This is a genomic window from Planctopirus hydrillae, assembly GCF_001707835.1.
Taxonomy (GTDB): domain Bacteria; phylum Planctomycetota; class Planctomycetia; order Planctomycetales; family Planctomycetaceae; genus Planctopirus; species Planctopirus hydrillae.
Map to the genome: position 1 here is coordinate 55,392 of NZ_LYDR01000128.1, position 21,407 is coordinate 76,798.

The 21,407-nt window shown below is 53.7% G+C and carries 15 protein-coding genes, 1 tRNA gene and 1 other RNA gene; 9 read left to right on the forward strand and 8 right to left on the reverse strand.

From position 1 onward, the window contains the following. Positions 1 to 190 precede the first annotated feature (190 nt). Positions 191 to 1,603 carry a type I glutamate--ammonia ligase gene (glnA, locus tag A6X21_RS16105; RefSeq protein ID WP_068849680.1) on the forward strand — a complete coding sequence of 471 codons (1,413 nt, stop codon included), beginning with the start codon at positions 191 to 193 and terminating at the stop codon, positions 1,601 to 1,603. Positions 1,604 to 1,947: 344 nt separating this feature from the next. Here glnA and A6X21_RS16110 read toward each other — a convergent pair. The 3 genes from A6X21_RS16110 to aroA form a co-directional block, all read right to left on the reverse strand. Next, positions 1,948 to 2,021: transfer RNA gene (locus tag A6X21_RS16110), tRNA-Arg, on the reverse strand. A gap of 92 nt (positions 2,022 to 2,113) precedes the next feature. Beyond that, the gene (locus tag A6X21_RS16115) at positions 2,114 to 4,366 is read right to left on the reverse strand and encodes a transcription antitermination factor NusB (protein WP_068849682.1); all 2,253 of its coding nucleotides are present in this window, start codon (positions 4,364 to 4,366) and stop codon (positions 2,114 to 2,116) included. Beyond that, complete coding sequence (gene aroA, locus A6X21_RS16120; RefSeq protein WP_083233663.1) at positions 4,363 to 5,688, reverse strand: 3-phosphoshikimate 1-carboxyvinyltransferase; 1,326 nt, start codon at positions 5,686 to 5,688, stop codon at positions 4,363 to 4,365. Before aroA ends, A6X21_RS16115 begins: the two co-directional genes overlap by 4 nt. A gap of 475 nt (positions 5,689 to 6,163) precedes the next feature. On the opposite strand from aroA, the gene A6X21_RS16125 reads away from it, so the two are divergent. After that, on the forward strand, positions 6,164 to 7,114 hold the full coding sequence (locus A6X21_RS16125) for a TIGR01777 family oxidoreductase (RefSeq protein WP_068849685.1): 951 nt from the start codon (positions 6,164 to 6,166) through the stop codon (positions 7,112 to 7,114). A 34-nt stretch (positions 7,115 to 7,148) separates the two neighbouring features. On the opposite strand, the gene A6X21_RS16130 is transcribed toward A6X21_RS16125, so the two are convergent. Continuing rightward, a complete protein-coding gene (locus tag A6X21_RS16130) occupies positions 7,149 to 8,759 on the reverse strand; it encodes an ABC1 kinase family protein (RefSeq protein WP_240490292.1) in 1,611 nt (536 codons plus the stop codon). Between the two features lie 675 nt (positions 8,760 to 9,434). Here A6X21_RS16130 and A6X21_RS16140 point away from each other — a divergent pair. Together A6X21_RS16140 and A6X21_RS16150 are read left to right on the forward strand one after the other, a co-directional pair. After that, positions 9,435 to 9,869, forward strand: coding sequence for a cytochrome c (locus A6X21_RS16140; protein ID WP_068849693.1), 435 nt, complete (start codon positions 9,435 to 9,437; stop codon positions 9,867 to 9,869). 1,122 nt (positions 9,870 to 10,991) lie between these two features. Further along, a complete protein-coding gene (locus A6X21_RS16150; RefSeq protein WP_068849699.1) occupies positions 10,992 to 11,402 on the forward strand; it encodes a hypothetical protein in 411 nt (136 codons plus the stop codon). On the opposite strand, the gene A6X21_RS16155 is transcribed toward A6X21_RS16150, so the two are convergent. From A6X21_RS16155 to hemW, 3 genes are all read right to left on the reverse strand, one after another. Next, positions 11,378 to 11,878 (reverse strand): DUF6714 family protein, encoded by a 501-nt coding sequence (locus A6X21_RS16155; protein WP_205847480.1) that lies wholly within the window; start codon positions 11,876 to 11,878, stop codon positions 11,378 to 11,380. The two genes, A6X21_RS16150 and A6X21_RS16155, sit on opposite strands and share 25 nt — an antisense overlap. Before the next feature lie 595 nt (positions 11,879 to 12,473). Continuing rightward, positions 12,474 to 13,679, reverse strand: coding sequence for a linear amide C-N hydrolase (locus A6X21_RS16165; protein WP_068849705.1), 1,206 nt, complete (start codon positions 13,677 to 13,679; stop codon positions 12,474 to 12,476). A gap of 219 nt (positions 13,680 to 13,898) precedes the next feature. Further along, positions 13,899 to 15,023 carry a radical SAM family heme chaperone HemW gene (hemW, locus tag A6X21_RS16170; RefSeq protein ID WP_068849708.1) on the reverse strand — a complete coding sequence of 375 codons (1,125 nt, stop codon included), beginning with the start codon at positions 15,021 to 15,023 and terminating at the stop codon, positions 13,899 to 13,901. Between the two features lie 181 nt (positions 15,024 to 15,204). Between hemW and ffs the strand changes: the two genes are divergently transcribed. The 5 genes from ffs (at position 15,205) to rpoN (ending at position 20,706) form a co-directional block, all read left to right on the forward strand. After that, positions 15,205 to 15,301, forward strand: an RNA gene (gene ffs / locus A6X21_RS16175) — signal recognition particle sRNA small type. A gap of 336 nt (positions 15,302 to 15,637) precedes the next feature. Next, positions 15,638 to 17,704 (forward strand): DNA polymerase III subunit gamma/tau, encoded by a 2,067-nt coding sequence (gene dnaX, locus A6X21_RS16180; protein ID WP_068849711.1) that lies wholly within the window; start codon positions 15,638 to 15,640, stop codon positions 17,702 to 17,704. A gap of 74 nt (positions 17,705 to 17,778) precedes the next feature. Continuing rightward, positions 17,779 to 18,120 carry a YbaB/EbfC family nucleoid-associated protein gene (locus tag A6X21_RS16185; RefSeq protein ID WP_068849712.1) on the forward strand — a complete coding sequence of 114 codons (342 nt, stop codon included), beginning with the start codon at positions 17,779 to 17,781 and terminating at the stop codon, positions 18,118 to 18,120. Between the two features lie 81 nt (positions 18,121 to 18,201). Beyond that, positions 18,202 to 18,825 carry a recombination mediator RecR gene (gene recR / locus A6X21_RS16190; protein WP_068849715.1) on the forward strand — a complete coding sequence of 208 codons (624 nt, stop codon included), beginning with the start codon at positions 18,202 to 18,204 and terminating at the stop codon, positions 18,823 to 18,825. Between the two features lie 393 nt (positions 18,826 to 19,218). Further along, positions 19,219 to 20,706 carry an RNA polymerase factor sigma-54 gene (rpoN, locus tag A6X21_RS16195; RefSeq protein WP_068849718.1) on the forward strand — a complete coding sequence of 496 codons (1,488 nt, stop codon included), beginning with the start codon at positions 19,219 to 19,221 and terminating at the stop codon, positions 20,704 to 20,706. 271 nt (positions 20,707 to 20,977) lie between these two features. On the opposite strand, the gene A6X21_RS16200 is transcribed toward rpoN, so the two are convergent. Beyond that, the gene (locus A6X21_RS16200; RefSeq protein ID WP_131818381.1) at positions 20,978 to 21,304 is read right to left on the reverse strand and encodes a hypothetical protein; all 327 of its coding nucleotides are present in this window, start codon (positions 21,302 to 21,304) and stop codon (positions 20,978 to 20,980) included. Positions 21,305 to 21,407: the final 103 nt, after the last annotated feature.

Sequence of the window (21,407 nt, forward strand, 5' to 3'; positions counted from 1 at the left end):
TGCATGACCACCGCGCAGAAATTGCGGCAAATGCACAAAAATAAGGCAATCAGGATTACGTTTTTCTAGCGAAATCACCCGCGATTGTGTGACAACAATGCAGCATTGCCTATTGGTATAGCGTTTGCTTAACTATGGGGAACTGATTTCTGTTACCTCCTTGCGCCAGGAGTTGCCTTTCGTGACTGATATGACACCCCGTGAAGTTCTCGCGCTCTGCCGGGAACGTGAGATCTACGCCGTCGATCTGCGATTCATGGATTTTCCGGGGCTGCAAAAGCACTTTACCATCCCTGTTTCCGAACTGACCGAGCAGAGCTTTGACGAAGGCTTTGGCTTTGATGGCTCCTCAATTCGCGGGTGGCAGGCCATTAACGAGAGCGACATGCTGGTCGTTCCGGAAGCGTCCACCGCGATTGTCGATCCGTTTATGACACGCACGCTTGCCATGACGTGCAACATTCAGGATCCCATCACGCGGGAAGACTACGCCAAAGACCCACGCAACGTGGCCCGCAAAGCCGAACGGTACATGCGTTCGACCGGCATTGCCGATACGGCCAATTTCGGCCCGGAGTGCGAATTCTTTGTGTTCGACGATGTCCGCTTCGACAGCAGCCAGCAACACGCTTTCTATTACATCGACAGTCAGGAAGGCCAGTGGAATCGCGGACGCGTGGAGGCTGGGGGTAATCGCGGACACAAAATTCGCTATGGCGAAGGTTACTTCCCTGTACCTCCCACCGACACACTGCAGGATCTCCGCACGGAGATCATGCTCCGGCTCCAGGAATGTAGCGTCGGTGTTGAAGCACAACATCACGAGGTGGCATCAGGCGGTCAATGCGAGGTCGATCTGAAGTTTGCACCTCTGGTTCAAAGTGCAGACCAGTTACTCCTTTATAAGTACATCGTCAAGAACGTTGCCGCCCGGCATGGCAAAACTGCGACCTTCATGCCCAAGCCTATCTGGAATGATGCCGGTTCCGGGATGCATCTTCACTTCTCACTCTGGAAAGATGCCGAGAATCTTTTCTCTGGTTCGGGCTACGCCGGTCTCAGCGATACGGCTCTCTATGCGATTGGCGGAATTCTCAAGCACGCCTATTCCGTCATGGCTTTTGCCTGCCCCACCACCAACAGCTATAAGCGTCTGGTGCCGGGATATGAAGCACCGGTCAACCTGACGTACAGCAGCCGCAATCGCTCAGCCGCCATTCGAATTCCTGTCCATTCCCCACGACCTGAAAATAAGCGATTCGAGTTCCGCTGCCCGGATCCTTCCAGCAACTCCTACCTCGCGATGTCGGCCATGCTGATGGCGGCACTGGATGGCATTGAAAACCGGATCGATCCGGGCCCCCCTCTCGATAAAGATATCTACGATCTCGCACCGGAAGAACTCGTGGATGTCGCCCGCACGCCACTTTCACTCGATGAGTCGCTCCTGGCATTACGTAAAGATCATGAGTTTCTACTGAGGGGAGATGTCTTCACTGAAGACGTGATTGATACCTGGATCTGGTACAAGTCTGAAAAAGAGATCGAAGCTCTCAGGCAACGCCCGCACCCCTTCGAATTTGCCATGTACTACGATATTTAGTCAGCGAACGTTCTCTCCGTCGAAGACAGCATCCAGCCATATCTCGCTAGGTCGCTGGGAAGCCCAGCAGGCGGGTTCTTATGTAGGGTGCATGAAGTTCTTACGCCATGCACCATCTTGCCGCTCTTTTATAAAGAAGGGCGGCCGTGTAGGGCAGGCTTCCACCTGCCGTTTTCCGCACTTCCACCAGTTCGAGGTAACCACAAGGATCAAAACAGCCCGTTGGCTTGAGTCAAGAATGTTTGGCACGCCCCAATCGGCAGGCGGGAGCTTGCCCTACGAGACTGGCCAGCCAGCAGTGGTACCCGGTGCTAATTACAGCATTCGGCAGGACTTGAGAAAAATGTCCCCGAGTGGGTTCGAACCACTAACCTTCGGCTTCGGAGGCCGACGCTCTATCCAGTTGAGCTACGGAGACAATCGACCTGACCAGATGTTGGTCAGGCTCTTGAAGTATCCCAAGAAATGGGAAAGAGTCAAACCAAAGCCCTCTTGAAGAACGCTTCAAACTCACGAAACCCGCTCGATCAGAGCCTGATAAGCACCATCGGCCGGGCTGCCGGGCATGAATTTCTGCTCTTCAACCAGTCGGAATCGTGGCCCACCCGCTTCGGTTGTCGCAGCCAGGAACTGCTGCACGATCTCTTCATTTTCGAGGGGTTCAATACTGCAGGTCGAATAGAGGATTCGGCCACCAATGCGGACTTTACCGGCAGCCGTTCGCAGGATTGTCGCTTGCATCTCGCGCAGTTCATCGAGATGGGCGGGTGAATACTTCCATCGCGCCTCAGGACGCTTTCCGAGCACGCCGGTATTCGAACAGGGGACATCCGCCAGAACTTTATCGAACTCCATCGAGGGCAGATTCTCGCCGCGCGGGCCGATTGTGATCGTCCGAATGATCGACAGCCCCAGTCGTTCGGCATTCTCATACACCTGACGAATGCGGCCACCATGCGTATCCGCAGCGATGATCTCGCCCTGATTCTGCATCAGTTCGGCCATGTGACAGGTTTTCGAACCAGGAGCCGCACAAAGATCGAGCACCACTTCACTCGGCTGAGGATTTAATCGCCTCGCGGCATGTTGAGCCGAGAGATCCTGCACCGAGAATTCCCCTTCCTGAAAACCAGGTAACGTGCTGATACGCACTGTCGAAAGGAGTCGAATCGTTTCCGGCAGGTCACCAGCTTCCGCCACGAAATCGGCTGCAAAGAGCTTCTGTCGGAACGTCTCACGATCGGTCTTCAGCAGGTTCACCCGCAAAGCTGTCTCAGTGACTTGATTGAACCAGAAGGCCATGCGAATTGTCGCTTCGACGCCATATTGCCCGACCCATCGTTCGACGAGATCGTTGGGAAAACTGAAGGCCGCGGCAATGTAAGAGCCGGGTGTCAATGTGGGCGAAGGGAAGAGATCGGTCGTCAGTTCTCGATACTGATGATGACCGATCGGCAACGCTCTCGAGGAAGGTTCCGTGAGAATGTTCTCCGTCATGAGCTGAATCGCACTGCGGAGAACACCATTGACGAAGCCACCCCAGCGCATGTTAGCACGCTTGGCCAGATCGACCGTCTCATGCACAGCCGCATGTTGAGGAATGCCCTGGCACAGAAAGATCTGATACAGGCCAATTTTCAGTACCGTCTGCAACGGTCTTTCGAGTGTTTCCATCTGTCGATGGACCAGCGACATCAGCAGCGCCTGCAATGTTGATTGGCGGCGCACGATCCCGCAAATCAGTTCGTAAGCCAGCCGGCGATCACTGGGAGAGAGTGTCGTCCGATCGACAGCCTGATCGAAGACTTCGCCGATATGCTTGTTGCCGGCATGGTGAGCTTCAAGCACGTTAAAGGCCAGTTCGCGGGCAGTCCGCGGGGCCAGCAATTGCATGGGAGGCAGGACTGAGATATCCGGTGCATGCAAGGCTCGCCCGGCTTCCGGGGCATGATGACTGTGTGGTGGACGACCGGGCGGCGCGGGGCGTTCGCGACGAGGGGAATTTCCTGTATGGTAACGCGTCGGCTCTTCGCCATTGGGTGCTGCTGGCCTTCGCGGTGGCTTTGAGCCAGCGGGCCGGGCTTCACTCCAACTGGTGACTCCACGCGGCGTGCGTGTTTCGCCAGCACCTGCACCAGCATTCGGAAACGAACGTGGCTGGGAATTCTGGTTCGATGGACGTTGAAAACGCGGCTTCTGCTCACGCGGTGGTCGTGTTGTCTCCGATGGATTCGCTCCAGCACTGGCAGAAACATCGGTGTTTGGTGCTGAACCTTCAGCTCCGGGCGCGACCCACAAAAAGGGGTTCGGCCCGACGCGACCAATTCGAGGCCCGGCAGGCGGCTGCTGACTGCGATCAGAGGCATACGGCCTGCGCTCTGGTCGATTGCCAGGTCGATTCTCTTCCTGACGGCTGAAACCGGGTCGGCTAAAACCAGGGCGGCTGAAACGTGGTCGGCCATCATCTCGTGGTGTGGGTGGGCCAGATCTTCGTGGCGGAAACGACCGCGGTTCATTCGTATTGTAAGGCTGGTTCGAGCCGGGGGCTTGTCCTGCTCCTCCAGGACCAGCCGGATCAACAGGCCTCGGTGGATTGGGCGAACTCTTTTGACGCGAGATCGATTTTTTACGGCCCGGACGACGAATCTCCCCGCGACGCTGGCGGAATGTATTCACCGGAGTTTCTGGTGTCCCTGAGTTCTCTGGTTGTGGCGAGGAACCTTCCGCGCGGGGCGGAAGTTCCGGTGAGTTTTCAGCGTTCATAGCGAGCTACTTTCTTCGCAGAGGCGGGCGAGATCCGCAAAGAAGTCGGGATACGTCTTTGAGGTACAACCAGGATTGTCGATCACTATCCCGGAGTGAACGAGCCCCAACAGGGCAAAACTCATGGCCATGCGATGATCATCGTAAGTATCGACCAGTGCCGGATTCGACTCAGAACATCGAGGAACCCCCGGATGAATGGTCATGCCATCTTCGAATTCGACAGCGTGGATCCCCAGCTTGTTAATCTCAGTGACAACGGCTTGGATGCGATCCGTTTCTTTGTGACGGACGTGAGCGATATTGCGAATCGTGGTGGGGCTTTGAGCAAATGTGGCGACGACAGCCAAAGTCTGAGCCGTATCGCTGATGGCATTCATGTCGATCTCAATCCCCTTGAGGGGCTGGCCTTTGACGGTGATCTGTCGCTCGCCCCAGCGAACTTCGCAACCCATCTGCTCGAGGGCTTTGACAAACATCACGTCGCCCTGTAATGCGCTGGCGTTGAGACCATCCACTGTCACCTCGCCACCTGTGATGGCCGCAACGGCAAAGAAATAGCTGGCGGCGGAAGCGTCCGGTTCAATGTCGTATTGAATCCCCTGGTATGTGGCGGGCTTGACGATGTATGTGCCGGGCTGCGGGCATTCCACAGAGACCCCAAAAGCCGCCATCACACCGGAGGTCATTTTGACGTACGGCTCAGAAACCATGGTTCCGATGGTTTCAATCTGCAATGGTTTTTGATTGTAGGGGCTGGCCAGAAGGAGCGCACTTAAAAACTGGCTCGATTTTTCGGCTCGAATCGAGACCTTCGAAGCGGATAACCCGGTCGATTCAATCACCACAGGGGGGCAGCCCGAATTGAGTTCGCACCGCGCCTGGCAGCCCATGGCCCCCAGGGCAGAAATCAGATCATCAATCGGTCGCTCACGCATGCGGCTGTTACCATCCAGCCGGTAATTCCCCGGCTGGCCATTGCCTGGCCCCAAAGCACACATCGCTGCCAGAAAACGAATGCTCGTGCCACTGTTTTCGAGCCACAGGTCAGCCCGCGCATTCGGAATTTTCCCACCACAACCCTGAACGACCACACGATGTTCGTCTGTGGACTCTTCGATGGAGATCCCCAGCCGGCGGAGGCTGTCAATCATCACTTCCGTATCGCGGCTGCGCAGAACACCGGTCAATTCACTCGTTCCTGCAGCGAGTGCTGCTGTCACCAAGGCCCGGTTGGTCAAGCTTTTTGATCCCGGGGGACGAATCACGCCAGAAATCGCACGTCCAACAGGTTGCATGGCGTAAGTAGAATTGGCAGACACTCCCGAACATCCTCAATGTTGCTTCGACGTGAAAACTCAGATTCAAAGGCAATTCTGGCGAAAAAGCGAAACAATAATCTTAATCGAGTGCCGCTGTCTTTACCATCACACGCGGTAATTCCCGCCCCTGTGCAGATCAACAACGTCCGAACTCGCCCAACAACAGTTCAGCCAGGGAGCGATCATCAGCCGAATCGTTGGGACTCCAGCCGGAAAGGCGAATTTGTCATCTGGTGCCACGGTTCGCGAAGTCATTCACGTGCTGAGAACCAGGTGTCTCGCTCATGACCAATAGTGAGCTTTCCACGAAAACTTACCGGCAATTGAGGTTATCGTGTGCCGTTTTATCCGGTTTATCACGCAATATGTTTCAAAGCGATCTCTGGCACGTCGCAGGCGCTTCACCGGCGAAATCTTGTTCAGCTCACGTGATGGGGCCAGTTCAAATGGAAGCAAATCCCAGGGTCGATGAACCATGGCAGAACTGAGTGGCAAGCGGATTGTGATTGCAGGAGGAAGCGGCTTTATTGGTTTGTCGCTGGCAGAGCACTTTGTAGAGGCCGGAGGGCAGGTCACAATACTTTCCCGTTCCCAGGTGAAGAAAAGTGGTGGCTGGGAAGCGGTGACCTGGAACGGGCGGACTCCTGGGAAATGGATGGAATCACTGGACGGTGCAGATGCCGTTGTGAATCTGGCGGGACGAACCGTGAACTGCATCAAGACTCCGGATCATCAGGATGAAATTCTTCGATCCAGAGTCGAATCGACGCGGGTCCTCGGAGAAGCCATGCGTGTCATCAGCTCTCCGCCACCTGTCTGGGTGCAGATGAGTACGGCACACATCTATGGCGATCCGCCCACTGCTGTTTGTAGCGAGGAAAGTATCGAAGGCATTGGCTTTGCACCCATGATCGGTCGCGCCTGGGAGTCTGAATTCGCGCGAAGTCAATTACCTGGTCAGCGGGGTGTGATCCTGCGAACAAGCTTCGTGATCGGTCGTGATCGCGGTGCCGGAAGTGGCGCACTGGGGACTCTGGGCTTGATCACAAAGCTGGGCCTGGGAGGCCGGGTCGGCAAAGGGACACAAGGCCTGTCATGGATCCACGAGTATGACCTGAACAGGCTTTTCACCAGAGCCATCACAGAGCAATCCATGTCAGGTATCTATATCGCATCGGCTCCGAATCCAGTTTCTCAAGTCGAATTCATGCGAACACTGCGAAAGACCATGGGAATGCCCATTGGTTTACCGGCATTCGAGTGGATGGTTCGCATCGGTGCTCCACTCTTCTTTCGCACCGATCCAGAACTCGTACTCTATGGCCGATATGTTGTGTCGAAAAGATTAGCAAACGAAGGCTTCACGTTTACGTTTCCACGACTTGAAGCCGCCTTGGAAGATCTCTGTCGAAAAAAGATGTTATAATACGCTATTTAATTTCTATTTAGCGATTCGGCATCTACAGTCGACCACTTCGGAAGATCCCATAGATCAGCCAGAGAGCCAGAACGCTGGATGTGAAGTAGATGGGCACGCTGAACCACAATGAGTCCATCCCCTGTCGGATAATCAGGGCCGAAGCGACGATCAACGCCGAAACGACAAATCCGACCACCAGTCGATTGCTCGCCCGCTCAAGTTCGAGAATCAGTTGTCCCAGCCCCTGATGTTCCAGATGCACCCGCAGGTCATCCTGACTCAGCTTGGCAACAGCCTTATTGATATGCGCTGGCAGTTCATGAGCGACATTCCAGAGCTTTTTCGCCTCTGCACGAAACTCCGCCCGCAATCGTTGGGGCGAAAAACGGGCTCTGACGACATTTTCAATATAAGGTTGCAACACAGGGGCCAGATTAAAGTCCGGATCGAGCCGTCGGCCAATTCCTTCTAAAGTGACAATCGCACGAATCAGCAGCATCAGACTCCCCGGGCAACGGATCTGATGTGTCGTCAGGAGCGACATAAAGTCGCCAAGCAACGTACCGACATTCAGCTTATCCAGCGGCACACCGTAGTAATTCCCGAGAAAATCCCGCATATCGACATGCAGTAAAGCTTCATCCACTGCCGTCGAACTTTCTCCAAATTTCAACACGGCCCGCACTGCCAGCGGAACATCCTGCCGACTGATGGCCACAAACAAATCGACCAGTTGCTCACGAATATCGGCATCCAGAATGCCAATCATCCCGAAGTCGAGCAGGACAATTGTGCCGCAAGGCTTGACGCGCACGTTCCCGGGGTGCGGGTCGCCGTGGAACACGCCTAGCTCAAAAGCCTGCTTCATGTAGAGCCGGGCACCGCTGGCTGCCACGGCACACGGATCACAGCCTGCATTCACCAGCGCATCGCGATCATCGACTTTGATGCCGTCGATGTACTCCATCGTCAGGACCGCTTCTGTCGTCAGATCCATCCAGACTTTCGGGACATAGAGCGAAGGATCATCGGCAAAGAGCCGTCGGAACTCATCCATCGTCCGGCCTTCGCGTGCGAAGTTCACCTCCCGGCGAATCGACCGCGCAAAATGCTTCACAAGTCCCGTCGGGTCAAATACGCGTGTTTCCGGGACATGGGCTTCGGCCAGTACAGCCATCTGTTCGAGCAGCGAAAGGTCGCGCTCGATATCTCGCACGACATTCGGCCGGCGAATCTTGACCACCAGTTGTGAGCCGTCAAATGCCACAGCCCGGTGCACCTGGGCCAGCGAACCGGCAGCCAAAGGCTCCATATCAAATTCGCGGTAAAGTTCGTGAACTGGCTTTCCTAACTCGCTTTCAACTTCGCGGATCGCCGCCTCGCTGCCAAAGGGAGGGACGTGCTCCTGCAGTTTCTTAAGTTCGGTGATCATTGCGGGCGGCACGATATCTGGCCGCGTACTCATCACCTGGCCAAACTTGATAAACGTCGGCCCCAGACTTTCGAGAGAGAGACGCACTCGTTCAACAGTCGTGCATTTCTGCAGCGGTTTGTGCCTCCGCCAGAAGAACACGCGGCGAATACTCTGGTACCAAACTTCGCGCAGCCCGATGCGATCTACGAGGTCGCCAAACCCATGATTCAGCAACACGGTCGCAATTTCTCGCGTGCGACTCAAATTCCGCAACAATCGAAACGGACTGCTTTCCAATGCCCACACCTCCTCGGCTGCATGAAGACCTTACGGCAGTTTATCTGGCCAGCCAACCCACAGCCAGACCATCACCGATTCGCCACACCAAACTTCACCGACAGGGTGGCACTGCTGGCTGGCCCAGCAGTGGCTTTAAGGAAGCATCATCAAACGAGCTGATCATTATCATTCGAGATGCATCCCGGGCCGGAGTGCATGTTCAGAAGTTTAAATTCTTCGCTCATCCATTCGGCTCACCACCACGCGCAGCATCTTCAAACGCACGGTGCATGCCAATGCACCAATTCGCACGAACTGTGGCAAAGAGCCCAAGCCCCTTTGATTTATTGCCACTTTGATTTCTCACATCGACACAAATCGCTCGACATGCTGATGTCTTGTTGACCTGTCAGTTGATTAACCCGCCTTTTCCAGGTCACCCAGTATCATGAAGCCTCCCCGGGGCAGACCCCGCGCGATTGGACCGTATTCGCTCAGCTCTTCGTGAAACAGGGTATTGACAGTGTTTCTCACAATCCTGATTCTTGAGGAAATTCAGATTCCAGAGTTGTCCGAGTCAAGCAGCGTTTCGATACAAACTCCCGTGACGTCCAGTTATTCAAAGGCTCATCGATGCTCTCACTCCATTCCACCCGTGCTCGTTGGATGATCGGTACTTTCCTCCTGCTGGCCTTGGCCCTTACCGAGGGGAGCTTTTACCGCGCTACGACAGCTGCTGATAAGGAAGACCAGTCTTTGAGCGCCTTCATGCGGAAGAAACTCGATGCGTCATCGAAGATTCTGGAGGGGATTACCACTGAAGATTCTCAACTTGTGGTGCAGGGGGCGGATGCATTGCTTGCCATGAGTAAAACCGAGATCTGGAATGTGCTCCTCGACCAGGATTATCGGGACTTCAATACGGAATTCCGTGGGTCAGTCAGCAAATTGCGGGATGCCGCCGAAAAGGGAAATTTTGACAATGCCACCTTGCAATGGATGGATGCGGTGAAGTCATGCGTCGAGTGTCACAAATACGTACGGAGCCAGCGCCCGGTTGTGAAATAGAGTTGGTGAGAAGTCATGTCGGCGAGTCCGGAACTGCGGTGAGACGCGACGTCATCGTCGCTTTGTGGCCCTGGCTGAAACTCCGATTTCTGCTGGCAGGGCGAAGCCAAAAGAGGGGACTGGCGGAGCCGTATTTTCAGTAGAGTCTCATCTGAGATCTTCGGAGACCCACATGGAAGTAATTTCGGCAGCCGAACATCTTTTGCCTCCGGCACACAGGTAATCCACGAGTGGATGACACGAGTGGATGATATGTGCAAGTTTGCCAGGCTTGAATCGCTTCGCAACATTAATAGACATCGATCCTAATGCGGGATTTCAGGATTTCACTTTCACCAATTGATCGTCGCAATTGCTCTTCGCCGACATTTCTCCTTTTCAACAGTCTTATAGATTCTTGGCAATCATTGTATCCTTGGATTATTCCTTTACTAAACTCTGGGGTTCTACATTTCACTATGCATCTAGCGGTGACTTCACTAGAGGTGAGCTGAGTGACAGAAAACCCCATGTTGACTGCATCTTCGGAGCACTGCCTCCATCCCAACATGTGTCCACGAATATAGGTGATAAATGGGGAGTAAGATATATTGGCTTCTCTTCCATCGTCCTCTTTGATCAAGATGGTTTTGTGCATTGAGACTTCTTTAGAACATCAATCCTTTCAGGGTATTTCAATTCTTCATTGGCCTCGGACACGGAACAAACAACCAAAAGAACGCAACTTGAAGCCATTGACATTAGCCATGGCCTGTTGCTGCAAGAAACTCGCCTCACACACTGCATAATAAAACGCATCTGAAAATGTCCTTGTTCTAGGGTACACGCGGGGTGACCCACGTCGGCAGTATTCCGTCTACCTAGGCGATAAATTCACGAGAGGTTGATGAGATTGAAATGAGCTGGCCGAAGGTTTTCAATGCCTTGACAGGGTATCCGAGGCTGAAACTCTTTTGGATAGTTGTGGGCAACCCAAAAAGAGTGCCAGCAAAGCCATAATCAACCTGAAATCCTCAGAAAATTGCAGGGTGCTTCCTCCGTCAACAAAACTTCCTCCGCTTCCGGCACAAAGGTAGCCTGCGACTTCCAGGCTGTGTCACCTTGCATTCGAAAGAAGTGGAAATGCCAGTGGTTTGTGAACGTGAAGGGATTCAACCACGTCCACTCGAATTTACCTTTCGCCTGTCAATTGACGCTGGGAGTTTGGTCAAGGCTGAGAAAGTGCGATTGCGGGTCGAGGCTGCCTCGGGCTTAGTCGGGTTCATGATGATCGAACAACGGCGCGATCCTGAAGATCAGGATTTCGTCTATCAATTGAGATCGACAACATCCATGGAAGAGGGCATCGGCCTGAACGACAAGCTGGTCGAAGTTCTTCGCAGGTTGGGCGACACTTGGACACTCCACTTGAGTGAGCACGGGAAGGGACTGGAAGCAGCCACATGGAGTACGCGAATTCCTGGCGTCAGGTGGCTGGCAATCAGTGCCGACCCCTTGGTATCCCTGGATTATTCGACGGGTGGTTCCAATTGACGAAGTTGTTCGAGGATGCGTAGCGGTTGCTCGCGACCGAATTCCTTTGGTGCATTGAATGCGGCAAACTTGCAGAACCGGACAAAAGCGGCCCGTTGAGCTGCGTTGTAAAGTTTCGCAAATGAAGTGTCTTCTCCTTTTGATCCGCGAATCAATCCCGAAAGATCGAAGAGGAAAGCGTCATACATCAATCCATCTCGAATTCCCTCTTTGAGAAGTGCGCGGAGGATCGCTGGCGAATAGAACTTTTTGGCAGCCGGGTTCATGAAGAAGATCGCATCGGTCCGGGCAAAGAGATGATCGACAGGCACACGCCTCCAGTCAGTGCGTTCCGCGGTATCAGCCAAAGAGAGTTCGTGACTATCAATACCATAGCTTGAATGGAAAGCCGCTTCGTACAGGGTTGTTCCATCATTCAACTTGACCCTCGCAAAAGCGCACTCGATGAAACGGATCAGCCATTCGCGCAATGTCATCGATCGCTTCTCCGTATTCAACTTTGTGCGATCAGCGCCAAAGTCAAGCATTCACGCCAGTATGCCACTGCTGGCTGGCCAACAGTGCTCTTTCGATTCGACCTCCCGTTCAAAAATCGCTACTAAGGATATCATGAGTTGAATGGATTCCCCAGTATTTCGCTGCAGGTTGTGACCAGCCTGTTTCAGTCTTCAAGTCCCAAGGAGTTGTTGCCTTCCGCATGCTGCAATCCTGGCAGGAGACAACCTCGCCCCACAGCGATGGTTTACGCGTTCTTCAACTCGGCCTGGAGCAGGGAAGTGAGTTCACCACGAAGATCGCGAAGAGCACGAAGGATGAGGAATATCAGGTGGGAGGTAATTCTGGCCAGTGGGCAACAATGAGGTGTGATGCCGAGTGCAATGTGGGAGGAGCACTTCTGATGAGCCAGCAGTGGCATCCGGCGAAGGGCCTGCTTTTTTGCAGCCTGCAGTCTTGCTCTCGCATGAGCACATTTGCGACCGTTTGAATGGTGCATTGAGTTGGAACTTCATGCACCCTGCAGATACTGACTGCCAATGACATTGAATGACGTTATTTATGTCTCATTAGCACTTACGGTGCAATCAAATTGGCTGGGCGGCGGAAGATTCGCTGGCGGCGGGTCGTTTCAGTGATCTGGATGGTTTTTACAGGCGCAATAGCTGGCGAGACTTTCGAAACCTTTTGATCCGGTGCCGTGAGTTCCTCGATTTTTTGATCGCCTTTCATGGAAAAGACCACCATCTCTTTTCCATCAAGCGGCCCCTTCATGAGGTCCACCATGCGGATTTCGCTGTTCTCAAATGTGCGGAAGTAGAATCGCTTGTTCGTCAGATCATTTCCGCTCGTCCACAACGTGTAATCAGCGACTTCTTCACCGTTTTCAAGTGACCTGGCCGATCCTTTGGGGATATCGAACTGATTCAGAAGATGAAAGAGTTGCAGCACTCCTTCGCGACTGGTTTCTACGGGAAGTGCTGTTTTCGAAAAGGCGACTGCCCGCACGAATCGTGAAGGAGGTGTGAAATCCCCAGGCAAGCCCAGCATGCCGCTTCCCATGCCGAGCGAATTCACCTGCTGCTGACCTAGAGTGATCGAGGTTTTTCCCAGGGGATCGAGGTTGAGATAATTACTCAAATTCGTGACATGCCAGTCGAATGTCGGAGCGTTGGTAAAGACTCCGAGTTTGTTTTCGTGAATCTTGAGTTCTCCACCGACATATTCGACGGCAATGGCCTGGCCTGTCGCATCCGTAAAGATGTAGTGGGCAGGAGGTACCATGTTCATCTGCGGCAAGACCGTATTCGCCACCTTGACGCTGCGAATCGCCTGGGTTGTCTCTTCGATCGTACTGCAGGTTCCTAATATATAGGCCCCCAGTTCCCAGGGAGCAATCGTCTGTGGGAGGTCTTCCTGACTGATCGATTGATACCTGGCATAGCCCGGAAAGTAGAAGAGGCCGCAAGCGAGGCCCTTTTCGTTATGTCCATCCAGTAGAACGGGAAGCCCGAAGGCATTGGCCCCTACCGAAGCGTACTTGCTCTTCCACTTGAGGCCTGGTGTTCCATCAGGTGTGGTCCCGGTGTAGGCAAAACCACGGGGGATAATCACCACGTTCGACAACAGATCGGCACCAAACTCAAGTGTTCGGCCGTAAATGATCGATCCGTCTTTGGGTTTCAAAGTGATTCCGGTGCAGGCTGCCGCAGGTCGGGTAAAGATGGCAAGGCCCAGCAGCAAGGCGAGTCCATACCTGGCACCAATACTCAAGTTCAACATCTTTAATGATTCCTCGTGCTGCCAGAAACAACTTTACTCGTCACTCTCGAACTCTTCCCTGCAAGTGGGCGTCCGTCCAATCAAAATGCTCGGCAGCAGATGAGATGCCGTCAGAGAAACGATCCTGATTCGCTACGGGCTACTCAGGCCGCAAAGTCTTCCATGCCGGCTTAGGCTGTCCGTTGGCACCATCCGTTGGCTCTCGGGAGACAGGCACGGCTAGAGAAACTCGGCCATGACTCGATTGGCGAGAAAAACCCCTTCACCGGTCAGTCGAATTCCTTTTTCATCAGTTGCCAACAGACCCTGTTTGACCAGTCGTTGAATGGTCTCACCCGCAAACTCTTGCAGATCGACACCAAACCGCTGTTGAAACTCTGTGTAATCCATACCGTTTAAGCGGCGTAAACCCACATAAAGAGCTTCGCGCATGGCATGCTCTTTTTCCAGAGTCTCCGCTTCGGCAATCACTGACGCTCCCTGCTCCATCCGCGATAAATAGCCCAGCACACTGCGAGTATTGGTTCGCCGTGTTCCCTCAAGATAACTCGCTGCTCCCGGGCCAAAGGCGGCATAAGGCGACCCATTCCAGTACGCCAGATTGTGCTGACATTGATAGCCGTGGCGAGCGAAGTTCGAGAGTTCGTAATGCTCAAAGCCTGCCTTGTTAAGCGTCTTGATGGCCAGAGCGTACATCTCCCGTTCGAGACCTTCGTCAATCTCGGTGAGTTGTCCACGTCGTTTTCTGGTTGTGAAAGCTGTTCCCTCTTCAAAGGTGAGTCCATAGGTGGAAAGATGTGTGGGGCTGCAAACGAGTGCCTGCTCAAGGTCATACTCCCAATCGACCAGAGTTTGCCCGGGCACACCAAAAATCAGATCCAGTGAAACATTGGGAATCCTGGCCCGAATTCGCTGCACAATCTCGGAGATCTCTCCCCCTTGATGGTCGCGTTCGAGTGTCTGCAGATGTTTATTGTCGAATGATTGCACTCCCAGGCTGACTCGATTGCAGCCCGCACTGTGCAGCACTTCGATCACTTCGTCCGTCATGTCCAGAGGATTGGCTTCGATCGAAAATTCACCACCAGCGGCCAGTGGAAAACGAGTTGTCACCGCCTTGAGCAGTTGTTTGAGTTCGGCACTTGGCAGATGGGTAGGAGTCCCCCCGCCGAAAAAGATAGTCTGGACGACCACTGGCTGATCATAGGTCTGCATTTCCCGCTCCAGCGCAGCCAGATACCTGGGAATGAGATCATCTCGCCCGGCCACCAGCGTAAAATCGCAATAGCCGCAGCGATGTCGGCAAAACGGCACATGAATGTAAACCGACTGAAAATTGTTCATGTGCGTCATCGAATTCACAGGCCAGTTCAAAGGTCAAATTCATCCGTCAGAAAACATTCCGACCGCACAGACAGCACCCGCCTGACTGACGATTCGAAAGTCAGCCGTGTCGCCGGGCCTGTTCCTTGCAATCCTGAACACGAGACGATAACAACTATGCAGGAGTTACGGGGGGTGAGAAGCTGCCTCCGACTGTGGTGAGGCCGTGTGAACCGGGTCAGGTCCGAAAGGAAGCAGCCCTAAGCAGCAGGTTTTCAGGTGCAGAAGGGGGCAGCTTTCCACCCCTTTTCTCGTTTGCACTGGTGGAAATCGATAATTCCTGCCCCGAGGTGATTTTTAAGGTGCCAAATTCGGGCAGCTTCTCGGATTTTCTCAGCCGGGATGTCCCTTCGTGGTGAGCGAATTTCTGCTCTGCCAAGTATCATTCACTGTTGTGAAACAGAGGGTTCAGGGTGATTTTCTGGCTTTTTGAGAGTCAGTTTCTATTCGCGATCCGCCTGTTTGCCGATTCATCCTGCTTCCCTGGGCCAGTTCTCAATCGAGAATCAGTGGCCAGTATTTCCACCTGCGAAGTTGGTTGGGCCGAAGCTCCTTTGTGATGTGGCGAGTGACCGATGAATGTTGAGAACTATACCGTCCTGGCACGTCGATTCCGCCCGCAGACTTTCAGCGAAGTTGTGGGGCAGGATCGAATTGCCCAGACGCTGCGAAACGCCATTCTTGAAGGCCGCGTCGCTCACGCCTATTTGTTTACCGGTGCCCGGGGTGTGGGCAAGACCTCGATGGCGCGAATCTTCGCCAAGGCCCTTAATTGTCCGAATGCTGTCGACGCTGTCCCTTGCAATACCTGTGAAATCTGTCGGGCGGTTTCCGCCGGGCAGGATGTTGATGTTTCCGAAATCGACGGTGCTTCGAACCGGGGGATCGACGATATCCGCACTTTGCGAGCGAATGTGAACGTCAAGTCGATGCGAACCCGCTACAAGGTTTACATCATCGACGAAGTTCACATGCTCACGAAGGAAGCCTTCAATGCGCTGCTCAAAACACTCGAAGAACCCCCTCAAGGGGTGAAGTTTATCTTTTGCACGACTGAGCCGAACAAGCTTCCCGATACGATTCTTTCGCGCTGCCAGCGATTTGATTTCGGTACTGTCAACATTGAAAGTATTGGCGAACGGCTCCGGCAGATTGCCACCACCGAAGGCTTTCAGGTTGATGATGAAGCCATAGAACTTGTTTCCCGCAGAGCCAATGGCTCGATGCGTGACAGTCAATCGTTGTTCGATCAGGTGCTGGCCTTTGGTCATCAGCATGTCACCGTTGCCGATGTGCATCGATTGCTGGGGACTGCCAGCGATGACCGGGTCATTGAACTGGTACAGGCTTTGATTGACCGTCATGCTGCCCGCGCACTTGAGGCTCTCGATCAGGCGATTCTGGATGGCGTCCAACTCGACGCCTTGACCGATCAACTGATTTCTTATCTGCGTGATCTGATGGTGACTGCTGCAGGAGTGAAAGGCGTGGCTCTCCTGGGGGCCACTGAATCATCTCGGTCGACAATCGAAACACAGGCCGAGGCCTGGGGGTTGAAAACGATCTCTGCAGCGCTGCAGATTCTGGCTGAAGCCAAGATCAAAATGGCCCGCGCAACCTGGGGGCGAGCACTCACCGAACTGGCACTTGTCCGTATCACGCTCCTGGAAGATCTCAGCCGCCTCGATGAGTTGATTGCCCGGTTTCAAGGGAAGTCACTTCCTGCCACGTCCAGTTCCGGGCGCCTGGCAACTGACCGGCCCATGAACTCTTCTCCCCGGGTTCTGCCACCACCTGTGGCCGTCGCCCATAGCTCTCCCGAATCTCACGATTTGCCAGATGTTCAAAAATCACAGCCTGAGTTTCAATCACAGGCTGAGCTTCAATCGCAGCCTGAACTTCAGCACGATCCACACGCTGTGGGGAACGGACTGAATGCAGGCATTGTTCCGGCAAGTTCTAACGCGACCGTTCCCGGAGAATCTTCCGCTGAAGCCTCCAGTATCAGTACTTCGCTCCCAGAGCCTGAGTTGGCTTTCCAACCGGGGAATGAAGCGGCTCTGCTCGAACATCTGCGTACCAGGAATACCGATCTGACTGGCATTCACCTGCAGCGTGCCACGCATTGCCAGATGACGGGCCCCACCCAACTGGAAATTGTCATTTCGGCGAATCATCGCTTCGAGCAACAGTGTCTCGAACAACCCAATATAGTGAGTAAGCTCGAACAGCAACTGCGAGCCGCAACAGGAATATCCATTCGTCTGCGTTTCACGACCGGCTCTGCCCATGAATCCAGCGAAGCCAATCCGCTCAAACATCCAGAGTCTTCATCATCAAAAGACCATCCTGCGAGTTCTCCCAATGGTCAACTGGCGGATGGCAATGGGCGTGTCGCTCAACCGGAAACTTCTCCAAATTCAAGAGCCGAACGGCCAACTCTTCCTCATCCTTCAGTGACGGAACCACCAGCGATTCGTCCAGCCAGCCGCACTGTCGAAGATCCAGAGGACAGATTCGTCCAGTCGATTGGAGCGGCTTTCGGAATTGATTCCTGGCGCGTGCATGAGCGTGAGCGGATTGTCTCCGTGGAGATCGAAGAGAATTCGGACACGACTGCAGATTCCAGCACCGACGACTAAAATTGAGCAGTCAGGGATCCACAGTTCTAATGACGACGATGCCTGTTTCATAATTTTCATCCAGGAGAGCAGCAATGTTTGGACAAATGGCTGGCCTCGCTGCCAATTTGTGGTCGATGCGAAGCCAGATGGGAGAGATGGCTGCCAAGTTTCAACGTCTGCAAACTGACCTCGCGAATCTCCGCTTTTCAGCGACCTCAGGCCCCGTGCAGGTCGAGGTGAATGGCTTGCTGCACATGACGAATTGTGAAATTCAGCCCGGCTATCGTGAAGCGGATATTGCCCGCTGTACCATTGAGGCCACCAACGAAGCGATGAAGCAGGCACAGGCCGCTGCCGCCAAAGAAACACAATCGGCTCTGGGTGATCTTTCCATGCTTCAAGGATTACTCGGTGGGAAACTTCCCTCCCCATAAGTAAACCACAGAAATCGAGTGCATCCAGGGTCAACGAGCCATCGACAGCAGCAGCACTTCAATTGAGGACTAAGGAGAGTCATGCCCCGTGCCATTGAACCGAATCATCATGCGTATGGCCGACATGTTGGCCTCCTTGTTCAGCAACTGGCGGCACTCCCCGGGATTGGGCAGAAGTCGGCGGAACGGCTGGCACAGCATCTTCTCGATTGCTCCGAGGAAGAAGCGGCTGCCCTCGCCCATGCCATTCTGGATGTTCGCCGCACAATTCGTCGATGTTCGGTCTGCCACAATCTGACTGAGCAGGAAACTTGCGACATCTGCCTCGATTCGAGGCGAGATCAGGGGTTGGTCTGCATTGTCGAGCAGCCGCGAGACCTTCTGGCACTGGAAGCGACCGGAACTTTTGGCGGCGTCTACCATGTGCTGGGTGGCCGCATCGCTCCGCTCAGTGGTGTGGGCCCGGATGATTTGAACCTCGCGACGCTCATCCGCCGGGTCAAATCCGGGAAGATTCGCGAACTGGTGATGGCCACAAATCCCACTCTCGAAGGGGATGGAACCGCACTTTATATCGTGAATCTTCTGGCCGACGAACCGGTCAAAATCACTCGTCTGGCACGCGGGATCGCGACGGGCAGTGTGCTGGAATTTGCTAATCGCGAAATGCTCTCGGATGCTCTCAAGGGCCGCCAGAGCTTTTGATGAATCCTGCACGCTGCAGGATTTTCAATGAATTTCGCAAATTCTCTCACTGCGTGCTTCCAGATCGCACGGAGTGGCAGGGCCCAAATCATGAAGATGGAGCGCAAAGAGAGCCAAAACTTGTACAAATTCCGCAAAATTCCGTTGGAATTGGCACAACGTCAAGAATTTCCATCTCTTCAATAAAACTTACAGCAAATCGTACGCCAAAGCTGAATAAACAGGGTACATTCTCTGTGAAGACAACCGCGTATTCGCTTATACTGAAGTAATGTAGTTTCTGGGCCACACACAGAGGGACCGGCACCAAGCGACATTTGGGCGAATTTTTGGGCCCGTGAACAAGCCGGATTTCGTTTACCTGATTTGCTGATTTTTCCACCGGGATCACTTATGCAGCTCAATCTCGGTCAACATATGAAGATGAGCCAGCAAATGCGGCTGGCTCCGCGCATGATCCAATCGATGGAAATCCTGCAACTGCCGGTGCTGGCTTTGCAGGAACGCATCGAACAGGAACTTGCCGAAAACGTCTGTCTCGAAATGCGCCTCGACGAACCCGACGCTCCCGGCAAACTCGCCGAGATGGAATCGGCCCGAGATGAAGCCTTTGAAACTCCCATCACTGCCAAAGAAATGGCAGGCAAAGATGAGGCGAATGGCGAAGCCGCTTTCGAGCGACTGCTGGAAATCTCCCAGGACTGGCCGGAAGACAACTATACGTCGGGTAGTAAGCCCTCTTCCAATCGGATCGATGAAGCGGGTGATCGCGCTCATGACATGATTGCGAATATCACCGAAAAACCGCAGTCGCTTCACGACCACCTCCTCGATCAGTTCAGTTACTTCACCGTTCCTCGGGAAATTCGTGATTTTGGCGAATTTCTGATTCAGAACCTCGATCATCACGGCAGGCTGCAGAGCCCGCTCAACGATCTGATTCAGCTCTATGGTCGGCACGTTCGCCTCGAAGATGCCCAGCAGGCTTTAAGCCTCATTCAAAAGCTTGAACCCGCAGGTGTCGGTGCTCGCGATGCCAAAGAGTGCCTGCTCTTGCAACTCAAGGAAGACACCCCTTTTCGAGATGTATTGGCTGTGCTCATTACCCAGCACCTCGAAGACCTTGCACAGAACCGCCTGCCACTCATTGAGCGGAAGACGGGGTACTCGCTGAATCTCATCAAAGAAGCTCTCAAAGAGCTTCAAAAGCTGAATCCTTATCCTGGGGCGGAGTTCGAGAGCCGGCCGAATCAGACAGTCTCACCTGATCTCTATCTCGAACAGGATGAGAACGGCAAGTATGTCGTACGCCTCGAAGATGAGTACACACCCAGGCTGCGGATTAGTAAGCGGTATATTGAGATGTTGCGGCAGGGAGCTTCTGATCCCACCACGCGGGAATACATCAAACGTAAGGTGGAATCGGCTAAGTGGCTGATTGAATCGATCGAACAGCGGCACAATACGCTCAAGCGCGTGGCTCAGGCCATTGTTGATCATCAAATCGAATTCCTCGAAAAAGGCCCGGAGTTTATTTCGCCTCTCAAAATGCAGCAGATTGCGGACATCGTCAAAGTCCACGTCACGACTGTCTCACGTGCTGTGGATGACAAATGGATCCAGACACCACGGGGACTGTTTCCACTTAAAAGGTTCTTTGGAGGTGGTACGACAACGGCCGAAGGGGAAGAGGTTGCGTGGCACATCATCCGCCTCAAACTCAAAGAGATTGTGGATGGCGAAAACAAGGATGACCCATTGAGCGATGATGCTCTGGTCGAAGAACTTGCCAAGCACGGCTTCAACCTCGCCCGTAGGACTGTGACCAAATACCGCAAAGCGCTGAACATACCTTCCAGCCGCCAGCGCCGCTCTTATTAGTCCATAGAACTCATTTTGATCTCATTTCGTAGACGGAATGAATTGCTGGGTATCTTCAGTGAACCAGGCTCGTCCTCAAAGCGGTGCCCTCATCGCACAATCAGCTTGTGCTCAGCAAACCCCTTATCAAAAACAAAACCCGGCAGGCACTTTGAAGAGTGGCCACCGGGTTCATGAAAACTTTGTGTGATTGCCTTTATGAAGGCAAGGTGAGAAACACTGCTCTGCTGAATGAGCAATCGACATCCAACTTTCGGAACTCAGCCAGACTTTAAGCGGCGGGTTTGGGTGCTTCCACAATTTTGAGCATCTCGCCAGCGATCTGCTTGCGGTTTTCCGCATTGCCAGCTTTTTCCAGACGACTGAATTGTTTCTTCAGTTCTTCAGCTCCTGCGAACTTTTCACTGGCCAGCTTCTCGATGGAGTATTTGATTCCTTCCAGCGCACTCCCACCGTCCCCGGTCTGGGCAATGGATCCCAGGTCTCTCTTGAGACCATCCAGTGAATAGACGGGTAAAGCCGGGCGGTCATTGCCACAACCGGCGACCCAAACAAGGACGGAAAGAACCAGGGCCATCTGCAGCAGTCGCGACATCATCTCTGACTCACCTTACGATTCATGGAGTTTCATTTGCGATACAGAAGGCGATCTATCAAAACCCACTGTGAGGCACAGTGAGTCTTGAGGTTCTCTTCTGGTC